The sequence below is a fragment of the Rhodanobacter sp. TND4EL1 genome, from assembly GCF_054061035.1.
The window spans coordinates 193,630-215,841 of record NZ_JBSSDT010000005.1; the positions used below are offsets into that span (position 1 = coordinate 193,630).

23 protein-coding genes are annotated in these 22,212 nt (G+C 62.7%); 11 read left to right on the forward strand and 12 right to left on the reverse strand.

The annotated features are described in order from the left end of the window. Positions 1–3 precede the first annotated feature (3 nt). The 3 genes from ACVWWQ_RS16180 to ACVWWQ_RS16190 all read left to right on the forward strand — a co-directional run bounded on the left by ACVWWQ_RS16180 (position 4) and on the right by ACVWWQ_RS16190 (position 2,206). Positions 4–1,251, forward strand: coding sequence for an abortive infection family protein (locus ACVWWQ_RS16180; RefSeq protein WP_208321650.1), 1,248 nt, complete (start codon positions 4–6; stop codon positions 1,249–1,251). A 71-nt stretch (positions 1,252–1,322) separates the two neighbouring features. Beyond that, positions 1,323–1,490, forward strand: coding sequence for a hypothetical protein (locus tag ACVWWQ_RS16185; protein WP_166669793.1), 168 nt, complete (start codon positions 1,323–1,325; stop codon positions 1,488–1,490). Positions 1,491–1,588: 98 nt separating this feature from the next. Beyond that, complete coding sequence (locus tag ACVWWQ_RS16190; protein WP_133952274.1) at positions 1,589–2,206, forward strand: cation transporter; 618 nt, start codon at positions 1,589–1,591, stop codon at positions 2,204–2,206. Between the two features lie 13 nt (positions 2,207–2,219). Here ACVWWQ_RS16190 and ACVWWQ_RS16195 read toward each other — a convergent pair whose 3' ends face one another. The 3 genes from ACVWWQ_RS16195 to ACVWWQ_RS16205 all read right to left on the reverse strand — a co-directional run bounded on the left by ACVWWQ_RS16195 (position 2,220) and on the right by ACVWWQ_RS16205 (position 4,886). After that, complete coding sequence (locus tag ACVWWQ_RS16195; RefSeq protein ID WP_133952272.1) at positions 2,220–2,570, reverse strand: DUF3147 family protein; 351 nt, start codon at positions 2,568–2,570, stop codon at positions 2,220–2,222. A gap of 66 nt (positions 2,571–2,636) precedes the next feature. Continuing rightward, the gene (locus tag ACVWWQ_RS16200) at positions 2,637–4,463 is read right to left on the reverse strand and encodes a heavy metal translocating P-type ATPase (protein WP_457383470.1); all 1,827 of its coding nucleotides are present in this window, start codon (positions 4,461–4,463) and stop codon (positions 2,637–2,639) included. 144 nt (positions 4,464–4,607) lie between these two features. Next, positions 4,608–4,886, reverse strand: coding sequence for a metal/formaldehyde-sensitive transcriptional repressor (locus tag ACVWWQ_RS16205; RefSeq protein WP_133952268.1), 279 nt, complete (start codon positions 4,884–4,886; stop codon positions 4,608–4,610). Between the two features lie 78 nt (positions 4,887–4,964). Here ACVWWQ_RS16205 and ACVWWQ_RS16210 point away from each other — a divergent pair, with 78 nt between their 5' ends. Continuing rightward, complete coding sequence (locus tag ACVWWQ_RS16210; protein WP_133952266.1) at positions 4,965–5,969, forward strand: TIGR02391 family protein; 1,005 nt, start codon at positions 4,965–4,967, stop codon at positions 5,967–5,969. A gap of 41 nt (positions 5,970–6,010) precedes the next feature. Next, a complete protein-coding gene (locus tag ACVWWQ_RS16215; RefSeq protein ID WP_457383471.1) occupies positions 6,011–6,700 on the forward strand; it encodes a class I SAM-dependent methyltransferase in 690 nt (229 codons plus the stop codon). A 70-nt stretch (positions 6,701–6,770) separates the two neighbouring features. Here the strand turns inward: ACVWWQ_RS16215 and ACVWWQ_RS16220 are convergent, their stop codons facing one another. Further along, positions 6,771–7,016, reverse strand: coding sequence for a heavy-metal-associated domain-containing protein (locus ACVWWQ_RS16220; RefSeq protein ID WP_133952399.1), 246 nt, complete (start codon positions 7,014–7,016; stop codon positions 6,771–6,773). Positions 7,017–7,170: 154 nt separating this feature from the next. Between ACVWWQ_RS16220 and ACVWWQ_RS16225 the strand changes: the two genes are divergently transcribed. The 5 genes from ACVWWQ_RS16225 to ACVWWQ_RS16245 all read left to right on the forward strand — a co-directional run bounded on the left by ACVWWQ_RS16225 (position 7,171) and on the right by ACVWWQ_RS16245 (position 13,407). Next, the gene (locus ACVWWQ_RS16225) at positions 7,171–9,609 is read left to right on the forward strand and encodes a heavy metal translocating P-type ATPase (protein WP_133952264.1); all 2,439 of its coding nucleotides are present in this window, start codon (positions 7,171–7,173) and stop codon (positions 9,607–9,609) included. Positions 9,610–9,621: 12 nt separating this feature from the next. Beyond that, a complete protein-coding gene (gene cueR / locus ACVWWQ_RS16230; protein WP_133952262.1) occupies positions 9,622–10,083 on the forward strand; it encodes a Cu(I)-responsive transcriptional regulator in 462 nt (153 codons plus the stop codon). Positions 10,084–10,285: 202 nt separating this feature from the next. Next, a complete protein-coding gene (locus tag ACVWWQ_RS16235; protein WP_457383472.1) occupies positions 10,286–12,187 on the forward strand; it encodes an FTR1 family protein in 1,902 nt (633 codons plus the stop codon). A gap of 12 nt (positions 12,188–12,199) precedes the next feature. Next, positions 12,200–12,823 carry a cation transporter gene (locus ACVWWQ_RS16240; RefSeq protein ID WP_133952260.1) on the forward strand — a complete coding sequence of 208 codons (624 nt, stop codon included), beginning with the start codon at positions 12,200–12,202 and terminating at the stop codon, positions 12,821–12,823. A 26-nt stretch (positions 12,824–12,849) separates the two neighbouring features. Further along, positions 12,850–13,407, forward strand: a complete 558-nt coding sequence (locus tag ACVWWQ_RS16245; RefSeq protein WP_457383473.1) for a phosphatase PAP2 family protein — start codon at positions 12,850–12,852, stop codon at positions 13,405–13,407. 30 nt (positions 13,408–13,437) lie between these two features. Here ACVWWQ_RS16245 and ACVWWQ_RS16250 read toward each other — a convergent pair whose 3' ends face one another. The 8 genes from ACVWWQ_RS16250 to merC form a co-directional block, all read right to left on the reverse strand. Next, positions 13,438–14,403 carry a cation diffusion facilitator family transporter gene (locus ACVWWQ_RS16250; protein WP_133952256.1) on the reverse strand — a complete coding sequence of 322 codons (966 nt, stop codon included), beginning with the start codon at positions 14,401–14,403 and terminating at the stop codon, positions 13,438–13,440. Between the two features lie 94 nt (positions 14,404–14,497). Further along, positions 14,498–14,821 (reverse strand): P-II family nitrogen regulator, encoded by a 324-nt coding sequence (locus ACVWWQ_RS16255; RefSeq protein ID WP_133952254.1) that lies wholly within the window; start codon positions 14,819–14,821, stop codon positions 14,498–14,500. Further along, positions 14,818–17,952 carry a CusA/CzcA family heavy metal efflux RND transporter gene (locus tag ACVWWQ_RS16260; RefSeq protein WP_133952252.1) on the reverse strand — a complete coding sequence of 1,045 codons (3,135 nt, stop codon included), beginning with the start codon at positions 17,950–17,952 and terminating at the stop codon, positions 14,818–14,820. The genes ACVWWQ_RS16255 and ACVWWQ_RS16260 overlap by 4 nt, the downstream gene beginning before the upstream one ends. Continuing rightward, positions 17,952–19,049, reverse strand: a complete 1,098-nt coding sequence (locus ACVWWQ_RS16265; protein ID WP_133952250.1) for an efflux RND transporter periplasmic adaptor subunit — start codon at positions 19,047–19,049, stop codon at positions 17,952–17,954. Before ACVWWQ_RS16265 ends, ACVWWQ_RS16260 begins: the two co-directional genes overlap by 1 nt. Beyond that, a complete protein-coding gene (locus tag ACVWWQ_RS16270) occupies positions 19,046–20,209 on the reverse strand; it encodes a TolC family protein (protein ID WP_457383491.1) in 1,164 nt (387 codons plus the stop codon). Before ACVWWQ_RS16270 ends, ACVWWQ_RS16265 begins: the two co-directional genes overlap by 4 nt. Positions 20,210–20,421: 212 nt before the next feature. Continuing rightward, positions 20,422–20,787: a hypothetical protein gene (locus ACVWWQ_RS16275; RefSeq protein ID WP_457383474.1), complete on the reverse strand. Its 366-nt coding sequence runs from the start codon at positions 20,785–20,787 to the stop codon at positions 20,422–20,424. Positions 20,788–20,921: 134 nt separating this feature from the next. After that, complete coding sequence (locus ACVWWQ_RS16280) at positions 20,922–21,137, reverse strand: GDCCVxC domain-containing (seleno)protein (protein ID WP_133952246.1); 216 nt, start codon at positions 21,135–21,137, stop codon at positions 20,922–20,924. A gap of 70 nt (positions 21,138–21,207) precedes the next feature. Next, positions 21,208–21,630 (reverse strand): organomercurial transporter MerC, encoded by a 423-nt coding sequence (gene merC / locus ACVWWQ_RS16285; protein WP_133952244.1) that lies wholly within the window; start codon positions 21,628–21,630, stop codon positions 21,208–21,210. Positions 21,631–21,699: 69 nt separating this feature from the next. Between merC and merR the strand changes: the two genes are divergently transcribed. Then, positions 21,700–22,107, forward strand: a complete 408-nt coding sequence (merR, locus tag ACVWWQ_RS16290; RefSeq protein ID WP_133952242.1) for an Hg(II)-responsive transcriptional regulator — start codon at positions 21,700–21,702, stop codon at positions 22,105–22,107. Positions 22,108–22,212: the final 105 nt, after the last annotated feature.

Sequence of the window (22,212 nt, forward strand, 5' to 3'; positions counted from 1 at the left end):
CCAGTGGACGACAAGCAACTCGACACCACGTTGGCTACGGTCCATGCCTTGCTCCAAGCCGAAGGCATGAACGAAGCCGCCAATGTGGTTCGCACATACCCGGCCCGAGCCGAACTGACCGGGTACGACAACTGGAACGGTGGCACTGATCTCTGGGACGTACTCTTTGAAGTGCCCACTACCAACTACGCCCGCTTGGGGGCTCGGCGCGTGCAATTGGAAACGCAGATCACGGCGCGACTCAAGACCGTCTTGGAGCAGGAAACACAGAACTGGTACGCGGCCAAGATAGTGCCAGCACGGGAGACAAGGAAGGAGTGGCGAGCCGAAAGCCCCGGCATACCGCGCCAGACACGAGTCAACATCTTTGACGGGTTGCGAATGGACAGCTTGGCTTGGTGTGGTCAACTCGATGAGGTGGAGTTTTTAAGCCGACTGTACGACCTGCAGCAACTTTCTTCTCGGGACAGTCGATTCAAGGATGCGGCCGGGGACATTTGGCAGCACTGCATCAACAACAACGATTATGAGATGGACTGGGTGTATTCGGATGATCGGTTCCAGCTGATGGATGGGGCGGCCGAGACCTTTCTGCGGTTTCTGTGCGAAACCGTTCACCCTGTGGTTCGCCCCAGCCGCGAAGAAGCCATCAAGCTGGTGACGCATTACAACGATCAGCTTCAGCGGGTCGGCTGGGAGATCGTTGAAGAAGAGCAGATTGCAGGGCGCCCACGTTTTACCTACCGAGCACTGAGCAACCACGGTGGCCGTGCTTTGTCACGCGGGCGGGCGGTGGCCGACGCCCTGGAGGCAGGTTCCATGGCCCGGGCGATCGAACGGATGGAGCGAGCGGTTGATTCGGATCCAGAACTGGCGATTGGCACCGCCAAGGAGCTGATCGAGTCATGCTGCAAAACCATCCTCACCAAGCGCGGTGTGGAGTTCGGTAAATCCGACGACCTGAGCGATCTGACCAAGAAAGTGGCCAAGGAGCTGCAGTTGGTGCCCGAAGGCATCACCGATGAAGCCAAGGGAGCCGAGAATATCCGCTTGGTTCTTCGGAATCTCACCCAGCTCACCAACAACCTGGCCCAGTTGCGTGGTCTCTACGGAACCGGGCATGGTCGTGACGGGCAGCACCATGGTCTTCATCCACGGCATGCTCGACTTGCCGTTGCTTCGGCGGTCGCGTTTTCGGATTTCATCGCCGAGACCTATCGCTACCGCGAGACCACCAAGGATGGAGGGTGACGTTATTTTGTGGCGGTCATAGCCAGCCAACCACACGTAGCCCCCGCAGTGGTGATTCCAGAACACGCTCGATGAAATTGGCTGCCGAAAAAGCGTCGCGCAAAGCTGAAGGTGGTCGCTTTGGAAGCATTGCAACTGGTAGGTTTGCGACCGCAATTGCTGGTGGGTTTCAGCAGAATACGCACCATGAGTTGCTGCCCGTCAGTCGCAGCTATCTGCACCTGTTCCGTACGATGTAATCGGCCTATCTCACCAGTACCCGAACACGCATCAGAGGCGTGACGCTGGTAGGTTGTCCGCGATCCCATGTGGCTGGATGTGAATTCCGGGAGGATCCATGAGCAAACGGTTTGACGATTCGAGCGACCATGCCATCTTGCGACGCACGGTGCTTATCGTGGCGTTGCTCAACCTCGGCTACTTCGGGATCGAGTTTGCCGTCGCCCTGCGCATCGGTTCCGTCTCGCTGTTCGCCGACAGCGTGGATTTTCTGGAGGACGCTTCGGTCAACCTGCTGATCTGGACCGCCTTTGCGTGGTCGCTAAAAGCACGCGCGCGAACCGGTATGGCTATGGCCGGCATTTTGCTCATTCCTGCCTTAGCCACGCTGTGGGCAGCATGGGGCAAATTCCATGCACCGATTCCGCCCGCTCCCATCCCGCTATCGATCACAGCGCTGGGGGCGTTGGCGATCAACCTTTCTTGCGCACTGATGCTTGTGCGTTTTCGAGCGCATCGAGGGAGTCTGACGCGGGCGGCCTTTCTTTCGGCCCGGAACGATGCGTTTGCCAATGTGGCGATCATCATCGCTGCTCTTGCCACGATCTTTTACCCTTCAGCATGGCCGGATCTCATCGTGGGTCTGGGCATCATGATGTTGAATGCCGATGCAGCGCGAGAAGTCTGGCAAGCTGCACGCGATGAACATCGCACCGCCGATGGGGTTGCGTCGTAGCCTGGCTGCCGCTTTAGAGCAATTTGATCCCAAAGGGCTTGACGGCAAGCGCAAAAACACCAAAGCACACCACCGTGATGAGCGCGCTCAGTGCCAATGCAGGCCAGAAGCCGAAGCGGGCAAATAGGCGCGGAAAGATCAGGAACATCGGCAGTGTCGGCACGACATACCAAAACGTATACCAGGCGTGATTCGCAATTTTCTCCACCGGCTGCTTGTCCAGATAGAGCCAGGTCAGCGCGAGCAGTGTCACCAACGGGAGTGACGCGAGCAGCGCTCCCAGCCGATCACTGCGCTTGGCCAGTTCCGACACCGCCACCACGATGGCCGAGGTGATGAGGTATTTGGTGATGATCCAGGGCATGGAGACAACTCAATAGAATGGTTCTGAAAGACAGCGATGCCAGTCGGACCAGCGCCGCACGCAGGATCAGTGTTCCAGCAGCGCAACCGGTGGATGTGTGGCAGGCCGTTGACGATCGATCGGCGGAAGTAGTCGCGCAGAATTGAGGATGAAGGCCATCTCCGAAGCCACATGGATGAACGCGGCGGCCAACGGGTTGAGCAGGCCCAATGACGCCAGAACGACACCGATCACGTCGACGACGATGGTCCCACCGAAGTTGAACCAGATGATGTTACGCGTGCGCCGTGCAATCACCAGCGTATCGACGAAGCGCGACAGATCATTGCCCAGGAGCACCATGTCGGCACTCTCGCGGGCAACGTCGGTACCCGAGCCCATGGCCACACCAACGCTGGCTGCCGTGAGCGCGGGGGCATCGTTGATACCGTCGCCCAGCATGGCGACGATGCGGCCAGCGGCGACCAGGGCAGCCACCTTCCGATGTTTGTCCTCGGGCAGTAAATTGGCCTCGTACTCGGCGATGCCCAGATGCTCGGCGACGTTCTTGGCTACCGGTTGCGCATCACCGGTCAGCAGGATGGTGCGTAGACCGAGCGCTGCCAGCGCATCGACAGCAGCGCGTGCTTCGGGACGCACGGTGTCCGCCACGGCAATGGCACCGAGCAACTGACCGTTGCGTACCACGTACACTTCCGAAGTCGCTACCAAGCGTTCGATGAGCGACGCGGGTACGTCGACACGGTGATCGGTCATCAGCGTGCGATTACCGACCAGCAACATCGCGTTGGCCAGGGTGGCCGCAATACCACGGCCGGGGGTATAGGCAAAATGATCAGGTTCAGCGACGGTGAGCCCTTGCGCCTTGGCATAGGCGACGATGGCTTGACCTAGCGGATGCTCGGAGCGGATTTCGGCGGTTGCGGCGGCCTCAAGCACCTCTTCGATGAGGACACCATCCACGGGGAAGACGTGCTGCACTTCCGGTCGCCCGAAGGTGAGTGTGCCGGTCTTGTCGACGACCACCGTATCGACCCGACCAAGGGTTTCGAGGTATAGACCGCCTTTGATGATGGCGCCCAAGCGTGCTGCCCGCCCGATCGCTCCCAGGATCGCCAAGGGTGTACCCGCCGCAATGCCGCAGGCGCCGGCCACGATGATCACCGAGATGGTCGAGCGCATATCGCGGGTGATCAGCCACGTCAGCACCGCCGCCGCCAGCGCGAAGTACACCAGGTAACCGGCCAACTGGTCGGCCAGCCGCTGCACGGGGGCGCGCGAGCGCTCGGATTGCTCCACAGCGTCAATGATCTTGCCGTAGCTCGTATCTCGCCCCAGCCGCTCGGCCCGAATCTCGATCGCACCGGACTGGTTGATCGATCCGGCATAGACCGGTGCGCCGGCGGTGGCTTCCACGGGCATCGATTCGCCGGTAATGCGCGACTGGTCCAGAAACGAGTGACCGCTGAGTACGACACCGTCGACGGGCACCCGGCCGCCCGGATTGACCAAGATGGCATCGCCCACGACCAGTTCTCTGGCGTCGATCTCGGCGATGCTCCCTGCGCGACGCACGGTCGCCGAACGAGGAAGGAAATCGAGCAAGTCACGAATGGCCGTGCGACCACGGCTAACCGTCATGCCTTCGAGGACTTCAGCGATCAACACGAACAACGTGATGATCAACGCCGTGAAGAATTCGCCGATCGCCGCCGCCGCAATCAGAGCGATGCTCATGGATAGCTCCATGGTCATGCGACGCGCAAAGATGTTTTCGGCGGCTTCCCGGAAGATCGGCCAACCACCGACCAGGACACCCGCCACGCCAATCACGCTTACCGGCGCGAAGGGCTCCCACCACCGGAACCACACCGCGATGGCGGCAAGACCCACGAATACGATGCGAGCGGCTTCCCAGCGATCGAACGCATGCTCATGGTCGTCGTGGACGTCCGGCGCCGTGGTGCGCTTCTGCGCGGCATCAGCCAGCGCGTTGCCGATCTTCGGTTCGTGGGATGACATAGATATCCTGGATGACTATTTGAGGTACGCGTGTACGACGTCGATCAGCTCGCCGGCGGCCTTGGCTTTCTCCGGATCGCTTTCACGATCGGGATCGACGACATGAAAACGGATATGGTCTTCCAAGAGTTGCGCCATCAACCCGTTAGTGGCGCCGCGTACCGCAGCCACCAGCTGCAGAATTTGGGCACAATCGGTTTCGTTCTCCAGGGCGCGTTCCACCGCCTCGACTTGCCCACGAATGCGGCGCACCCGGTTGAGCAGTTTCGTTTTGTTGCGGGTGGTATGGCCCATGGTGATATCTCCATTTGATGCTAGTACCTTACCCCCCCAGGGTATATTTTGATACTCAGTACCTCAAGGCCATATCCGATGACGACCCGTACAGCTGCGCCGGAACCCGCCGATAGCCATCATTATTCGTGGGTGGCTTTCCTTCGCGACACGCTCGACTTTTTCGTCGGTGCCTTGAAGTACTACGAGGAACTGCTGTCCTCTGAGGTCGCTGAAATCGAAGGCGACCCGCACTTGAAGGCTTTCTTCACCGAAGAGGTCCGGCGGGAGATTCGCTTCGATCGAGGTCAACGCGAAGCCGCGCGCACCCGGCAATGGCTCGAAGATAGCCTGGCCAAGTCCACCGACAAGTTCGATTGCGACCTCGGCCTGGATCATGGAACCGTGCGGTACCTGAAGTCGGTCGGGCTGCTCTACTTGGGTTTCCTCAAGCAACGGCGAAACGATCTTTCGAGCAAGCCCAATGTGACCACCCATCTCTTGTCGGCGCTTGATCGGCAGATCACCTTGCGCGAAGAACAGTTAGCCACCCAGGGGATCTTTGCCAAGGCCTCGGTATTGCCACTCTTGGTTGAGCAGGAGCGGCTTGCCACTGTCGAACAGGAAAGGAACGATCCCTTGGATCATTCCGTGGCACACGCTCGACGGCCGAAGCCCGTCATGATCGATTCCATCGAGATCCTCGATACCGAACTCAAGCGACGTTGCCTGGATCTGTTCAATCAATTCGAGGAATCCGGTCAGTCCGAGCGACACGACACAGTCGTCACCGAAGCGACGCGCATTCTTGAGCATCGTCTGCGCGTATTGACCCGATCCAGCGATGCAGCCACCGGCGCGGATCTAGCCGCCCGCGCCTTCGCGGGTGGGACGCCGGCGATCCGCGTTAGCGAAATTCAGGGAGAGCAGGATGCGGTTCACCTGCTGTACCGCGGGGTGTTTGGCTTCATCCGAAACCAGGTGCACCATAAGTTGCTGTCTGACCTGGCACCCGAACGTGTGGTCCAGATTCTGGGTCTGATCGACTACTTGCTCTACGTGGCACATACCGGCGCGCCATCGGAAAGCACCAAAACGCCGTAATGGCGTCAGATCAGGGCGGTAGCGTTTCGCCTGCATGGTCGGTGGCATCGATCATCACGTCTCAGTTAAAGGACCTCACAAGCAATGGTCATGCGCGCAATGTCGGGGATTCGATGATGGTCAGCAAGCAACATTGGGAACGGGTCTACCAGACGAAGTCAGCGGATGCCGTCAGCTGGTATCGCGAACACCTGGATACGTCGCTCGACATGATCGCCGAAGCGTTACCCGATCGCGAGGCCGCCATCATCGACATCGGTGGTGGTGAGGCAACGCTGGTCGATGATCTTCTTGCCCAGGGGTACCGAAAGCTCACGGTGCTGGATATCTCGACCGCGGCCATCGAGGTAGCGAAGCAACGCCTCAGCAGCCAAGCAACCCAAGTGACGTGGCTGGCCGCCGATATCCTGCAAGCATCACTGCCTGAACAGCACTTCGACCTCTGGCACGATCGGGCGCTGTTTCACTTCCTGACCACGGCTGAGCAACGTGCCACCTACGTCCACCAGCTCACTCGATCGCTGAAACCCGGCGGGCACGTCATCATCGCCACCTTCAGCCTGCAGGGTCCCGAGCAATGCAGCGGTCTGGACGTGCTGCGCTACGACGCGGCGTCACTGCTTCACGCGCTTGGTCCACGTTTTGACCTGATCGATAGCGCGCTCGAACTGCATCGCACGCCCTTTGGTACCACGCAATCGTTCACCTATTGTCATTGCCGGTTGGCTTGAAATACCGCTCCCGCCACCCGGCCGCGCTGGGCTTTCTCTAGTTATAGAATTCCAGCGCGCCTCCTCGCGGCTACGAATGACAATGTCCGCAGCACGTGGCGGCGGCCGAGGCTTGGCTGCCGACCTCGGGCGCGGCGTGATACCCCGCCGCTTCCATCGCCGCGACGGCGGCCGCCGAAGTAAAACTGCCTTCTGTCTGAACCCTTCCGCTCGCCAGATCCACATCGACCTTGGCGTGGGCATCGAGGTTTTGCAAGGCGGCGGTGATGGCTCGGACACAGTGTCCGCAGGTCATGTTGTCGACTGAAAATTGCATGGTGATCTCTCCATCGTCCGGCAGGCTGCCAGTGAGGAAAAAAATGAGGCTTACCATGGTGGGAAGGTCAAGTCTCAGTGTCTTCAGTCGGCATGCTTGACCCTCCCATGATGGGAGACATCATGATGGCGCTCCCTCCCGGGAGTTCCTCCTCATGAACACTCACGCCACACCACTTTCCTCTCCCGACACGCCCTCCGTTGTTCGCTTTGGTATTGTCGGCATGACCTGCGCCTCGTGCGTCGGGCGCGTCGAGCGGGCACTGAAGGCAGTGGCCGGGACCATCGACGCGACGGTGAACCTCTCCACCGAGCAGGCGACGGTGCGGACATCGACGCCGCAGGCATTGCCGGCCCTACACGCTGCCGTGACGGCCGCCGGCTATGAGGTCGCCATCGACACGGTGGCCCTGCGGATTGAAGGCATGACTTGCGCGTCCTGTGTGGGACGCGTCGAACGCGCCCTGCGCGCGGTGCCGGGGGTCATCGCGAGCAACGTCAACTTGGCCACCGAACGGGCTGCCGTCACGATCAGCGCGGGGACCGATGCTGCCGTGTTGATCAAGGCGGTCGTGGACGCCGGTTACCAGGCCAGTATCGCGGATGCGGAATCATCTTCCGTACCGACTCCGATGAAGACCGCCGGTGCCGCCAAAGAGCGCCGTCATCTGATCTGGGCCACCGTGCTATCGCTGCCATTGATGGCGCCGATGCTGGCCATGCCACTCGGCATCCACCTGATGCTGCCCGGCTGGCTGGAATGGCTGTTGGCCACGCCCGTGCAATTCTGGTTGGGTGCCCGGTTTTATCGGGCGGCGTACAAGGCAGTGCGCGCACGCACTGGCAACATGGACCTGCTGGTGGCCTTGGGCACGTCAGCTGCCTATGGTCTTAGCGTCTTTCATTTGCTGCGCGATGGTGTCGGCCTCAGTCACGCGCCGCTGTATTTCGAGGCCTCCGCCGTACTGATTACCCTGATCCTGCTGGGCAAATGGCTGGAGGCGCGCGCCAAGCGACAGACCACCGAAGCGATTCGCGCCCTGCAGTCCTTGCGCCCCGAACAGGCGCGTCGGCGCGAAGGCGATCAGGAAATTTGGTTGCCGTTGGAGAAGATTCGCGTGGACGATGTGGTCGTCGTGCTTCCCGGTGAACGCATCCCGGTCGACGGTCTTGTGCTCGAAGGCATCTCACAAGTCAACGAGTCCCTCATCACCGGGGAAAGCGTGCCGGTGGCCAAACACACAGGCGATGCCGTCATCGGTGGTGCGATCAACGGTGAAGGCCGGCTCGTGTTAGCCACGGAGGCAGTCGGTGCGCAGAGCCGGCTTGCCCGGATCATTCGTGCCGTGGAGGACGCCCAGGCCAAGAAGGCGCCGATCCAGCGCATCGTGGATCGTGTGAGCGGGATCTTCGTACCCGTCGTCATCGTCTTGGCCCTGATCACTCTGCTTGCATGGGGTTTGAGTACCGGCGATTGGAGTCGCGCGATTCTCAATGCGGTGGCGGTGCTGGTCATCGCCTGTCCTTGTGCGCTGGGTTTGGCCACGCCCACAGCGATCATGACCGGCACCGGGGTGGCCGCCCGCGCAGGCATCCTGATCAAGGACGCCGAAGTGCTTGAGGTCGCGCAGTCGGTCACCGTCGTCGCCTTCGACAAGACCGGCACTCTGACCGAAGGTCGCCCGACGCTGGTGCAGCGCCTTGCGATCAGTGGCGACGACAACGCGCTGCTGGACGATGCCACCAGTCTGCAGGCCGGCAGCGAGCACCCGCTGGCAAAGGCAGTCCTGCAGGCAGCGGCTGACGGTCAGCGCCGCATCGTGCCGGCGACGGAGGTGGCGGCCGTGGTCGGTCGTGGTGTGCGTGGTCGCGTGGCAGGCCGCGAGCTCGTTCTGGGCAGCGAGCGCTGGATGGACGAGTTAGGTGTGGATCGCAGCGTGATGGAACGCATCGGCCTTGGGCTAGACGCCAGCGCGCAAACTACCGCGTGGCTGGCCGAGCGCGATGCGACAGGCATCGTGGTGCGCGGTGTTCTCACTTTTCGCGATGCGCCGCGTACGACAGCGCGCGAGGCCGTCACCCAGTTGCATGCACTCGGCTTGCGCACGGTCATGATCTCCGGTGACCGCCGCGCCGCCGCCGAGGCCATCGCCACTGAACTGGGTATCGAAACCGTGATCGCCGATACGCTACCCGAACAGAAGGCGGAGGCTGTCACAGCACTTACCGATGCCGGCGACCATGTCGCGATGGTCGGTGATGGCATCAACGATGCGCCGGCGCTTGCCGCAGCCGCCGTCGGCTTTGCGATGGGGTCCGGCACCGATGTGGCGATGGAAACCGCCGGGGTGACCCTGATGCGCAGCGACCCGCGCCTGATTGCTGATGCGATCGAGATTTCGAGGCGTACCACGCGCAAGATCCGTCAGAATCTGTTCTGGGCCTTCATCTACAACGCGATCGGCATACCGCTGGCTGCCCTGGGCATGCTCAATCCGATGATCGCTGGGGCCGCGATGGCGCTGTCCAGCGTCAGTGTGGTGGGCAACACCTTGTTGCTGCGCCGCTGGCGTCCCCACGCCCACAAGGAATAACCGGAGACAACGATGCCACGCCCTACGCTACGCCCCGAAGCCGCCGGTGCACGTGCCCAGGGACTGCATACCATCGGCGACGCCGCCGAGGCCACAGCGGTCAGCGCCAAGATGATTCGTCACTACGAGTCGATCAGACTCATGCCAACCGCGGGCCGCACATTTGCTGGCTATCGCCTGTACGCCGAGAGCGATCTGCATCGCCTGCGCTTCATCAAACGTGCGCGAACCCTGGGGTTCTCGATTAAGGAAATCGAGCAACTGCTAAGTCTGTGGGACGATCGGCGGCGGGCGAGCAGTGAGGTGAAGCAATTGGCGCTGCAACACGCCAGGGCACTGGAACAGAAGATCCGTGAAATGGAATCCATGCGCGCCACGCTCACAGATCTGGCCCGTCGCTGCCATGGCGATAGTCACCCAGATTGTCCGATTCTGGAAGATTTGGCGGGCACGGGCCGGAAAGCAACGAATTAACCGTCAGGATTGAGTTCGACCTTTGGAGTGTTCCGACACGAGGAGCACGCTTGGTAACGAGAACATTGTCTGGCGAACAACTGCTGACGAACTGTCGAAGGGCGGGTATCATGCATTAATGATAACGAATCTTATTCGCAGCACTTCGCGCAAACTGTCCGTTGCGGCGCTACTCCTGTGCAGTGTGACGACCTTTACAGTGATGGCTCAGAATGCCATCGCGACCGTTCCACAAACGTGGCAGATGCTGGATTACCTGGCGACCGATTACGCTGGTGCGGTGAAAGATGGCGCAGTGATCAGCGCATCCGAGTACGCCGAGATGCGGGAATTCACATCGACGGCTCGATCACGTATCGGCGCGTTACCACCGACCGCGACCACGCCCGCACTCTTGAAGCAGGCCGATACGTTGGTGGCCTCGGTGGATGCCAAAACGGCACCCGCGCAGGTGGCGACGCAAGCGCATGCGCTGGCCGATGCATTGCTGCAGGCCTACCCCGTACCGACCGCACCGGAACAGGCTCCCGACGTGGCGCGTGGCGCGGCGCTCTATCAGAACCAGTGCGCCACCTGTCATGGGTCGACCGGTCATGGTGACGGCCCGGCGGGTCTCTTGCTGTCGCCCCATCCGGTGAACTTCACCGACCAGACGCGGGCCGATCAGCGCAGTGCGCTGTCGTTGTACGAGGTGATCAGCCAAGGCGTGGAAGGCACGCCGATGGCGAGCTACGCGCAGCAACTCTCCTCCGAGGATCGTTGGGCGCTGGCGTACTACGTGGGCTCGCTGGCTTATACCAAGGAGGCCGCCGCCGGTGCCGATACGTGGCAGCACGACACCAGCGCACGGGCGCAGATCGCTGACTTGAAAGAGCTGTCGCGTGCTCGCGTCACGCAGTTGACGCCCACGCTGGGTGCGGAGCGCTCACGGGCGATCATGGGCTATCTGCGGGCCCACCCCGATGCCGTCCAGCAGCAGGCTTTTGCGGGTATTCCTCTGGCACGAGCGCGACTGGCGGCGAGCCTGACGGCTTACCGAGCCGGTGCCAAGGCGCAAGCCACTCAACTGGCGTTGTCCGCCTATCTCGATGGCGTGGAGCCGGTCGAGCCGCAACTCAATGCGCGTGACGGCGCGCTGCGCGCCAAGCTTGAAACGGCGATGGGTGCCTATCGCACCGCGCTGACGAGCAGCACCTCAGTGGAATCGGTGTCGAAACAGGCCGATGAGGTCGATGGTCTGCTGGTGCGCGCGCAAGAAGTCACCGCCGATGCCGCAGGCGATGCGGCCGCCACCTTCCTGGGTGCTTTCACGATCCTGGTGCGTGAAGGTCTGGAAGCCCTGTTGGTCGTGGTCGCACTGCTCGCCTTCCTGCGCAAGGCCGCGCGGCCCGAAGCACTGCGTTACGTGCACGCCGGCTGGAGCCTCGCGTTGGTCGCCGGGGGAATCACCTGGGCGATTGCCAGCTATGCGATTTCCATCAGTGGTGCCGGCCGTGAGTTGACCGAGGGGCTGTCGTCGCTGTTTGCGGCGTTTGTGCTGCTCGGGGTGGGTCTGTGGATGCACCAGAAGAGCATCGGCGGTCGCTGGCAGGCCTACCTGAAGGAGAAGATGGCGGCCGCGCTCAACCGGCGTTCGGCGTGGTTCCTGTTCGGGCTGGCCTTCATCTCGGTCTATCGCGAGGTGTTCGAGAGCATTCTGTTCTACGCGGCGCTGTGGAACGACGGCCAGGAAGCGTGGCTGCTTGGCGGCATTGCGGCCGGTGCGGCCGTGCTGGGGCTGATCGCTTGGGTGCTGCTGCGCACGAGCCGGCGCTTGCCGATCGGCACGTTCTTCTCCGCCAGTTCGGCGTTGATCGCTGTGCTCGCCATTGTGCTGACCGGCAAAGGAATCGCCGCGCTGCAGGAAGCCGGCTGGGTCGCGGTGAGCGTCGCCCCGATGCCGCATATCGAACTGCTTGGCATCTATCCGACGTGGCAATCCTTGCTGGCTCAGTTGACGATCCTGGTGCTGCTGGCGGTTGGATTCGTGTTCAATATCCGCCGTGGCCGCCAACCAGCCGCGTCAGTCACCGCGGCCAAGGAAATTCTCCCTGATGCGGAATGAAGGCGATAGAACATGAGTGACTGTGGCTGCCACGCAAAAGCCAGCAATGAAGCGGAGCGACGCATCCTGCGCTTCGCGCTGGGACTCAATGCCACGATGTTTGTGGTCGGTGTAATCGCGGGTCTGATCGCGCAATCGATGGGGCTGATCGCCGATTCGCTGGACATGCTCGCCGACGCGAGTGCGTACGGCATCGCGCTCGTCGCCTGGCACCGCACCGCAAGCTTCAAGGCATCGGCCGCCACTCTGAGTGGCACGTTGCTGCTGATCCTGGGCGCGAGTGTCCTCGCCGGTGTGGTGTGGCGACTCGTCGCGGGCAGTCATCCCGAGGGTGTTTGGATGATGGGTATTGCCTTCATCGCCTTGATCGTGAATGCCACCGTGCTGCGATTGTTGGAGCGGTTCCGTCACGGCGAAGTGCATCTGCGCGCCACGTGGCTGTTCACGCGGGTCGACGTCATCGCCAACCTGGCGGTGATCACCTCCGGTGTGCTGGTGCTGCTTCTACACAGTGCGGTCCCCGATCTGGTCATCGGTGCGGCCATCGCGTGCTACGTGTTGAAGGAGGCGTTGGGCATCCTGCGTGAAGCGAAGGAAGCACGGGCCGCAGCCCTTGCAACGATCAGCGAGCCATGACGTCGCCGATCTCGGGGTTTGGCACCATGGCTTACGCAGTTGACCTGCGACTGTTCCACGCCATCCATTCGCTGGTGCCGCCGTCGCCGGCGATGCTGCATCTGGCACGTGCCCTGGCCGATGGGCCGTTGATCCTGACCGCCGCTCTCCTTGGGACGATGCTGATGTTTCCTCAGTGGTCGATGCGCTCGATCGCCCTGAAAGCATCGAGTGCCGCCGCAGCGGCATTGTTCGCGAACCTGGTCATCGGCTTGGTTTGGGATCGCGCGCGTCCGTTCGTGGCCGGTGCTGGTCAAGCTTGGGTAACTCATGCGGCCACCGGCAGCTTTCCCAGCGACCACCTGACTGTGCAATGGGTGGTGGCCAGTGTGCTTTTGCTGGATCGACGTACCCGAGCTTGGGGCCTCGGGATCGCGCTGCTCGGCCTGCCGATGGCATGGGCCCGCATCTATCTGGGCGTGCATTACCCCGGCGACATGCTGGGCGCGCTCGCGATGGGTGGGCTGGTTATGTTGTGTGGTTGGAGATGGCTTCGTCGCCCTGCGCTGACGCGCGTCATCGCGCCCACATCGTCACAGGCGTGAGGTTTCGTTCATCGCCAACGCGGCGGTGTCTTAATGCGCCCCGCCGGTTGAGGCAAAGCTGCAGCCCGCTGCCGCGCCAGCCGATTCGTCGGTGGTTCCATGATCGGTTTGCAGTGTCGTGTGCGTGATCTTGAAGCGATCGTGCAACATGGCTTCTACCTCACGGCGCACGTCGTGGCAGTCAATGTCGTGGTTCACATAGATGTGCCCCGACAACGCCGGCATGCCCGAGGTCACTTCCCACACGTGCAAGTCATCTAGCCGGGTCACCGCCGGCACGGCGCGGATCGCCTCGGCAATCGCGACCGGATCGAGGCCGCGCGGGGCAGCCTCCAGAAAGATGCGTCCCGATTCACGTACCAGCCCGATGCCGGCTTTCAGCATCAACCCGGCGACCACCAGCGCGGCGATAGAGTCGACGCGATTCCAGCCCGTCCACCAGATGACGGCGCCGGCAATGGCTGTGGCGATGAAGGCATAGAGGTCGGTGAGGATGTGTTGGAAGCTGCCTTCGACGTTGAGGCTTTGCCGGTTGGCCTTGCTCATCGCCCAAACGGCCAGCAGGTTGACGCCGATGCCGACCACCGCAATCACCGTGACCAGCAAGCCTTCCACCACCGGTGGATCAATCAGGCGACGAATCGCCTCGACGATGAACCAGACTGACAGCAACAACAGGGTCACGCCGTTCGCCTGCGCGCTCAGGATTTCCACGCGCTTGAGTCCGAACGTGTAGCTACCGCTGGCCGGCCGACGGGCCAGTCGCATCGCGACCAAGGCCAGCCCGATCGAGCCCACGTCGGTGAGCATGTGGCCGGCATCGGAAATCAGGGCCAGCGACTTGGCCAGAATGCCGACCACCACCTCGACCGCCATGAAACCGAGCAGCAACAGCAGCGCGATGGTCAGGTATTTCTTGTTCGCATCCGGTGCCACGCCGTGGCTATGGTCGTGGTGATGATCGTGATCGTGTTTGTGTGGCTCTGACGTGCTCATCGAAGTCTCCCGTGCGGCGGTCACCTTACGCGACCGCCGCAGCGTTATGTAATGACACCCGGAAGGATGGGCGGGAGCAACCCGCCCATCGCCTTCAGTCCACGGCACCGTCGATGGGCCATGCCCGATCCACCGTGCTCTGATAGACCCAGCCGGCCACGCTCTGACCGGTGCGTCCGTGCAGACGAATCAGTTGTACCGCGCGTTCGGCCTGATCGTCCTCGCAGAACACTTCGAGCTTGATTTGCCGGGTGACCCGTTCGCCCAGCTCCATCGAATAGATCTGCTCCTGGGCGCTGAGCGCGGTCAGCAGACCTTTGACGTCACTGACGGACAGGTAACGAAATCCACCGTCCTCGAGGGCGTGGATGACGTCGACGATGCGGCCGCGGTGGATGAATGCCTTCACTTCTTTCATGGGGTGTTCTCCTTGGCCAGGCGCCGTGCGGCGCGTTCTTCGATCCAGTCGTAGAGCACCGGCAGCAGTACCAGCGTCAGCAGGGTCGAGGTGATCAGACCACCGACCACCACGGTGGCGAGCGGGCGCTGGGTTTCCGCACCGACGCCGCTGGAAAGCAGCATCGGCACTAGACCCAGGATCGCCACGCTGGCGGTCATCATCACCGGTCGCATGCGCAACGCGGTGCCGCGAATCACCGCCTCCCGGACTGGCAGCCCTTTCTCCCGTTGCTCGTTCAAAAAGCTCACCAACACGATGCCGTTCAACATCGCCACGCCGAACACGGCGATGAAGCCGATCGCCGAGGGCACCGACAGGTATTGCCCGGTGATAGCCAGCCCGACGATGCCGCCGATGGTGGCGAACGGCACGTTGGCCAGGATCAAGGCGGCGTACTTCACCGAGTTGAAGGCGGTGTAGAGCAGCACGAAGATGAAGAAGATCGTCGCCGGCACGATCAGCGACAACCGCTTCAAGGCCCGCTGCTGGTTCTCGAACGCGCCACCCCATTCGCTGTAGTAGCCCGTGGGCAACTTCACCTGCTTGGCGATCGCAGCGTTCGCATCCTTGACGAAGCCGTCGATGTCGCGACCGCGCACATCCATCTGGATGACGGCGTAGCGCTGCAACTGCTCGCGACGGATGAATGAATAGCCTTCCGCATCACTAACCTCGGCCACCTGCGACAGCTGCACCAACGCGCCGCTGGCGGTGCGGATAGGTATTCGCTGGATCGCCGGCAGGGATGCCTTGTCCGCATCGTCCAGCCGCACCGCGATATCGAAGCGCTTCACGCCATCGAGCAACGTGGTCACCGGCTCGCCGCCGATGCCGTTCTTCACCACGGTCAGCACATCGTCGGCGTTCAAGCCATAACGGGCCAGCGCATCGCGATCCACCTTGATGCGGATCTGCGGCTTGCCGATGTTCGCTTCCAACGCCAGATCCGCCACACCAGGTACGCCGGCCAGCACGTTCTTGATGCGGCCGCTCAGGCGATCAAGCTCGCCCAGATCATCGCCGTAGATCTTCAGCGCCAACGTGGCCCGCACGCCGGAGATCAGTTCCTCGATGCGCATCTGGATCGGCTGGGTATAGCTCACCACGGCAGTGGGCAAGGCAGCCGACAGTTCCTTCTGCATCGCTTCCTCGATGCTTTCCAGCGTTTCGCCCTTGCGCCATTGATCCTTGGGCTTCAGCGGCGTGTAGACCTCCATGTAGTTCACGTCGGCGGTCTCGCCTTTTTCAGCGCGACCGATCATCGCCAGCGTGGTATCCACCTCGGGAAACTTCTGCTTGATCAGCGCCGACACCTGTTTGGAGATGTTGATCGACTCATCCAGCGAGGCCGAGGGAATCGAGGTGATACGCCACATGATGGCGCCCTCTTTCAGGTTGGGCATGAACTCCTTGCCCAGGAACGGGAACAGCGCGAGGCTGCCGAGCAAGGCACCAGCGGCGAGGCCAAGCACGAGCTTGCGTCGTGCCAGCGACCACGCCAGTACCGTGGCGTAGTGGCGCTTCAGGAAGGCCACCAGCCAGGTGTCCTTCTCTTCCTTGGGCTTCAGCACCAGTGCGGCGAGTACGGGGATCAGGGTCAGCGCGAGGATCAGGGAGCCGGCCATCGCGAAGCTGATGTTGAACGCCATCGGCTTGAACATCTTGCCTTCCAGCCCTTGCAGACTGAACAGCGGCAGGAACACCACGATGATGATCAGGATCGCGAATGCCATCGGATTGGCCACCTCGCGGGCGGCCGCCAGCACGGCCGCGGTGCGATCCACCGGACCACCATGCGCCTTGCGTTCGGCCATGATGCGGTAGGCGTTTTCCACCATCACCACCGCACCATCGACCATCATGCCGATACCGATCGCCAGGCCCGCCAACGACATCAGGTTGGCCGACAGCCCGACCTGATTCATGCAGATGAAGGCGATCAGCATGGCCAGCGGCAACGCCACGACCACTACCAATGCACTGCGAAACTCGCCGAGGAACAGGAACAGCACGAGTGCCACCAGGATCGAACCTTCGATCAGCGCGCGTACGGCAGTGCCCACGGCGGCATTGACCAGTTCGGTACGTTCGTACACCGGCTTGACCACCACGCCGGGCGGCAGTGCCTGCTTCACTGTATCGAGCTTGGCCTTGACCGCATCGACCACGCTCTTGGCGTTTTCGCCGATGCGTGCCAGGGCCTGGCCCATCACCACTTCCTTGCCGTCCCGCGTGACCGCGCCGGTGCGCGGGGCGCCCGCTTCGGTGATCGTGGCCACGTCACGCACGTAGACCGGCGTGCCGTCTTCCGTCTTGAGGACGATATTGCCCAGATCCTTCGCGTTTTGAATCAGCCCGAGGCCGCGCACCAGATACTGCTCGCGTCCGACGTCAACGAAGTTGCCGCCGACCTGGGCGTTGTTCGCCTGCAAAGCCTCGATCACCTCCTTGAAGCCGAGCTTGTGTGCGATCAGTTTCATCGGATCGATGCGCACCTGGAACTGCTTCTCCTGGCCGCCCCACGAGGTGACGTCGTCGACGCCGGGCGCGGTGCGTAGGATCAGGCGAATAGTCCAGTCCTGCAGCGTACGCAGGTCCATGTCGTTCGGTGCGGTGCCCGCCGTGGCACCTTTCAAGGTGGTGTCGGCACGCTCGACGGTGTACCAGAACACCTGACCCAAACCCGACGTGTTCGGCCCCATCTCCGGTTTGCCGTAACCCGCCGGCAGGCGATCGCCGACCTGTTGCAAGCGTTCGTTGACCAGCTGGCGGGCGAAGTAGATGTCCATGCTGTCATCGAAATACACCGACACATAGGACAGCCCGAACAGGCTCACCGAGCGGATCTGTTCCACCTTGGGCAGGCCGGCCAGCGCCGACTCCACCGGCGTGGTCAGCAGTTGCTCCACATCCTCGGCCGCAAGGCCCGACGCTTCGGTGTAGACATTGACCTGCACCGGCGTGACATCGGGAAACGCATCGATGGGCAGCTGGCGCACCGCCTGGAAGCCGAGAAAGCCGATCACCACGAAAATGATCAGCACCAGCACCTTGTAGCGCAGGGAGAATTCAACCAGACGTTCCAGCATCATTCTTCTCCCAACTGCGAGCGCAGCAAACGGGCCTTCAGGGCGAAGGTGCCCTTGCGCACGTAGGTGTCGCCGGCCTTGAGGCCTTGCGTGATGACCGTCCAGCCATCGCGGGTATCGCCGACCATGACTGGTGCCGGTTCGAACGTCCCGTTGCCCTTGGCAAGGAACACAGTCGGCTGGTTCTGCAGCAGCACAATCGCGTCGGCGGGTACCGCGAGCTTCTGCACCGCGCTGCCCGCGGCGATGCGCGCTTCAACCAATTCACCCGGATGCAGCAGGTCCTTGCGGTTATCGACCTCGATGCGCACCGGCACCGTGCGGGTGCGTTCATCGGTTTGGTGCGAGCGCTGCACGACCTTGCCGGGTATTTCGGTGTCATGCACGAGAATGCGGGCGTCCGCGTCGGGCTTGACCCGTTCGGCATCGGCCGGTGCCATCTGCGCCACGACCCAGACCGAATCTTCCTTGACCAGGGTGAACAGCGTGCGGCCGGGCTCCACCCGCTCGCCCACCAGAAACTCATCGGTGGTGACGCGACCACCGGCCGGCGCGAGCAGCTCGAAGCTGCCATCTGCACCGGCGGATCCCTTGCGCAGCAGCCCACCGATCTGACCGTCGGACAGTCCGTAGGCGCGCAGCTTGGCGCGCGCCTGATCGCGCTGCACCTTCGCTTCGTTGTAGCGCCGTGCCGACACGGCTTGCGGCCCGAGCGACGCGATCCGTTGCCAATCCTGTTCGGCGACGATCAACGCACCTTGCGTGGCGGCCACCTCGACGCTGGAGAGCACCACCAGCGGTGCGCCGGTTTTCACGACGTCGCCAAGCCGGGCCTTGCGGGCGAGTACCTGCGATTCCACCCGCGGTGACACCAGCACCGTGGAGTACGCGTCAGCCTTCACTTCGCCGGGCGCTTTCAGTTCATCCGTCAGCGCACGTGGAGCGGCCTTGTCGAGGACAATGCCGGCGTCCTTGATCGCCTTGGCATCGAGCACCAGCGGATTGGTGGGAGCCGGTTCCTGCGCCATGACGGGGCCGGCCAGCACAGCGAGCAGCGCCATGCCCAGCAGGCTGCGTTTCAAAAGAGAGATATTCATCGGGTAATGTCCTGATTGCGGCCGTCCTGAGTGCGGCCATCGAGCCAGTCGGTCAGACGGCCCGCAGCGGTGAGGTAGTCGAACCAGGTCTGCCAGGTCTGGCTTTCCAGTTCCTGGCCGGACAACGCGGTATCCAAGCTCTGTTTGAGCTGCACGAGGTAATCGGAGGTGCTGATTTCACCGGCACGCCAGAGTTTTTCCAGCAATGCGGTGCGATCCTCGAACGCAGCGGCGCGACCGCTGCGAAAGGCCTCGGTGGCCCCCCGCAAGGCGGCATAGCGCGCTTGCACTTCCTGCAGCCCCGCACGCAGGACAAACTGGCGCGAGCGCACGCCCGCGGCGGCCGCATCGGCTTCCGCACGAGCGGCATCCACTTCGGCGCGTCCGGTATTGAGCACCGGCAAGGGAATGGACACACTCACGCCGATCACCTGATCGGTCCGTGGCCCGCTGCGCACCTGGCCACCCGTCAAGCTGAGTGTGGGATCGGGAATGCGTGCCCGGCGGGCAACCTGCACGCCGGCCTCGGCACTCGCTTGCTGGGCGCGGGCCTGACGCAGTTCCGGCAGCTCGTCGACGGGCAACGGCGCGGCACTGTCGAGTGTCGGTGACAGGCCCTTGGGCAACGGTGGCAGCGTGGTCAGTTGATCGCCGCTGATGGCCAGCAGCGCCGCACGGGCCGCGGCCTCATTGCTCGCGAGCGTCGCCTGTTGCACCTGCGCCTCGCCCAAGGCCAAGCCGGCCAGATCGCGCTCCGGACTGCTGATGTCGCCGACCTTCAGTCGCTGCGCGGCCAAGTCATCGAAGCGCTGCATCAGCGCCAGGCGACGCTGACCCAGCTCGCTCTGTCGGGCCGCAAGTGCGGCTGTCGACCACGCTTTCAGCCAGCGGGTGGCGACGTCACGACGCAGCAGGTTGTACCCAGCTTCGGCAGCCAGCAGGTCGGCCTCACCCTGGCTGGTCCGGGCACGACGCTTGCCGGACAGATCCAGCGGCAGGCTGATGCCGGCCGTGCGCCGATTGACGTCCGCGTTCTCGGCATCGAGCGACAGTGAGGGGTTGTACAGCGGCTGCGCAGCGGCACGCGCACGGGCTTGGGCAGCATCAAGGTCTGCCCGCGCGGCCTGCACCTCGGGGCTGGCTTGCCAGATACGGCGCACCGCATCCTGCAATGGAGACGTCGCCAACGATGTCGGCGGGGAAGCTACCGGTGAGGAAGGATGGGATACGGGGGCGGCACCGAGCATCGCCGCATACAACAGACACACGGCGCCGATCGGCACCGAACGTAAAACAGACATGAAGCCATCTCCTGAAAACGATCACGAGGCGACGCACCGCACAGGCGGTGGTGTCGCGAAACGGAACGGGTTCAGACGATGGGAGGGCGCAGCAGCGAGCCGGTCGTGGCCGGCGTGAATCCCGAATGGAGGGTGAGCGGTGCGAAGCGTGCTTCCATCATGGCGATGGGAAGCGGCGTGCTGGCCGGCAATGTCACCGAATGCGCACAGGCACAATGGCAGCTGCGCCCTTCACCCAGAAGACAGGGGTTCGCATCGTCAGCCGATACCGTACTGACGGCGGTATCCGCCAACAAGGTGGTCGAGGCAGCAGCGGTCGCCGAAGCGAATCGCGCCCCCGGTCCATCGGCCCCGCAGATCGATCCGCTGACCAGTTTGATCAGCAACACGGCCACGGCCAACACCCACAATCCGCGGTGGCGGCGCAGGCGAGTCAACAGTGATGGTGCAGACCAATACATCTTCCTAGTTTATACGACAGCCGCGCTGTTAGACAATTTCATTTGGGCGCCGGTCGTGATGGATTCAGACAGCCCCCTACCGGCACCGTTTGACCCCTATGAAGGATGGTCTACCCGCAGCACGACTTCTGTTGCTGGATCGGCGGGCACGGCACGCTGCCGTACGAGCAGAATACGCAGCAGTCGCCCGCCTTGGGCCGGAGCAATTCGCCGCACCCCTCACAGTCGTAGAAGAACTGGCAGGCATCGGTCGACATGGTCTCGCTGGCCTGGTGGCCGCAATACGGACAGGTCAGCGTGCTCTGCAGGATGAGCTCGGTCGTCATGTGTTTCGCCGGAAAAATGAGGGTGAAGTGTCGGCAGAGTCTTCGCTGTGCCGGTATCTATCGTGTCGATTCAGCGGCCATCCAAGGTATCGTTGACCGTGCGGCAGGATGCGCTGGGAGCCGGCGCCAGCAGATCGCGGATCGACACCGCCACCATCAGCAGCAAGCCCGGATAGAGCAGCCATCCGGTGCGATGGCCACTGGCCCGCATCACAAATACCGCCACCAGCACCAGCAACGGGCCGAGCATGCCGAGCGCGGCGCGCGGCCACTGCCGGTGACTGAGCCAGCCCAGCGCGTTGGCGAGCAGGGCGATGGCGGCAAACGCCGGCAGCAGGATGCGGATGAACAGGCCTTCATACGGGCTCAGTATGCCCAGTCCGATCGCCATGCCGAGGCTGGCCAAGGCGGGAAAGCAATTCACGCAGGCCGCGGCCGAGACGACACTGCCGATCAGTCCGGCCTTGTCGGCCAGCCGAGTGAGCAGGGACATAGGGTTCTCCTTTCGCGTGGAATGCCGATGGCCTAAGGTATTCCCGTAGTCAAGTACGGAGTCAAGCTCATGTCCTCCACGCAGAATACGTTTTCCATCGGTGCCTTCGCCAAGGCAGCCGGGGTCAATGTCGAAACGATCCGCTTCTACCAGCGCAAGCACCTGTTGGCGGAGCCCGTCCGTCCGCCGGGCGGCATCCGTCGCTACGGCAACGCGGAGGTAGCACGGGTGAAGTTCGTGAAATCCGCGCAGCGCTTGGGGTTCAGCCTCGATGAGGTGGCGCAGTTGCTGCGACTGGAGGACGGCACCCATTGCACGGAAGCGGCCACTCTGGCCGCGCTGCGGCTGACCGATGTACGCAGCCGGCTGGCCGACCTCACCCGCATGGAGACGGCCCTCGCTGCACTCGTCGAACAATGCGGTACGCGTCAGCGCAGCGTGTCCTGCCCGCTGATCGCCTCGCTGCATGCCTGCTGAAATGGCGGCAGGCAGAGTGCGACAGGCAGGACACCGGTGAAGCACTTCGGCTGGATGTTGTAGTCACGCCTTGGCCGCTCCGCTATTTCCCACCGCGGAGTATGT

Bases quoted from the DNA above. Each gene is read 5' to 3' on its own strand.
- ACVWWQ_RS16185 (WP_166669793.1), top strand. From the start codon at position 1,323: ATGAAATTGGCTGCCGAAAAAGCGTCGCGCAAAGCTGAAGGTGGTCGC.
- ACVWWQ_RS16240 (WP_133952260.1), top strand. From the start codon at position 12,200: ATGAGTGACTGTGGCTGCCACGCAAAAGCCAGCAATGAAGCGGAGCGA.
- ACVWWQ_RS16190 (WP_133952274.1), top strand. From the start codon at position 1,589: ATGAGCAAACGGTTTGACGATTCGAGCGACCATGCCATCTTGCGACGC.
- ACVWWQ_RS16235 (WP_457383472.1), top strand. From the start codon at position 10,286: ATGGCTCAGAATGCCATCGCGACCGTTCCACAAACGTGGCAGATGCTG.
- ACVWWQ_RS16260 (WP_133952252.1), bottom strand. From the start codon at position 17,952: ATGCTGGAACGTCTGGTTGAATTCTCCCTGCGCTACAAGGTGCTGGTG.
- ACVWWQ_RS16245 (WP_457383473.1), top strand. From the start codon at position 12,850: ATGGCTTACGCAGTTGACCTGCGACTGTTCCACGCCATCCATTCGCTG.
- cueR (WP_133952262.1), top strand. From the start codon at position 9,622: ATGCCACGCCCTACGCTACGCCCCGAAGCCGCCGGTGCACGTGCCCAG.
- merC (WP_133952244.1), bottom strand. From the start codon at position 21,630: ATGTCCCTGCTCACTCGGCTGGCCGACAAGGCCGGACTGATCGGCAGT.
- merR (WP_133952242.1), top strand. From the start codon at position 21,700: ATGTCCTCCACGCAGAATACGTTTTCCATCGGTGCCTTCGCCAAGGCA.
- ACVWWQ_RS16225 (WP_133952264.1), top strand. From the start codon at position 7,171: ATGAACACTCACGCCACACCACTTTCCTCTCCCGACACGCCCTCCGTT.
- ACVWWQ_RS16280 (WP_133952246.1), bottom strand. From the start codon at position 21,137: ATGACGACCGAGCTCATCCTGCAGAGCACGCTGACCTGTCCGTATTGC.
- ACVWWQ_RS16255 (WP_133952254.1), bottom strand. From the start codon at position 14,821: ATGAAAGAAGTGAAGGCATTCATCCACCGCGGCCGCATCGTCGACGTC.
- ACVWWQ_RS16205 (WP_133952268.1), bottom strand. From the start codon at position 4,886: ATGGGCCATACCACCCGCAACAAAACGAAACTGCTCAACCGGGTGCGC.
- ACVWWQ_RS16195 (WP_133952272.1), bottom strand. From the start codon at position 2,570: ATGCCCTGGATCATCACCAAATACCTCATCACCTCGGCCATCGTGGTG.
- ACVWWQ_RS16220 (WP_133952399.1), bottom strand. From the start codon at position 7,016: ATGCAATTTTCAGTCGACAACATGACCTGCGGACACTGTGTCCGAGCC.
- ACVWWQ_RS16210 (WP_133952266.1), top strand. From the start codon at position 4,965: ATGACGACCCGTACAGCTGCGCCGGAACCCGCCGATAGCCATCATTAT.
- ACVWWQ_RS16265 (WP_133952250.1), bottom strand. From the start codon at position 19,049: ATGAATATCTCTCTTTTGAAACGCAGCCTGCTGGGCATGGCGCTGCTC.
- ACVWWQ_RS16250 (WP_133952256.1), bottom strand. From the start codon at position 14,403: ATGAGCACGTCAGAGCCACACAAACACGATCACGATCATCACCACGAC.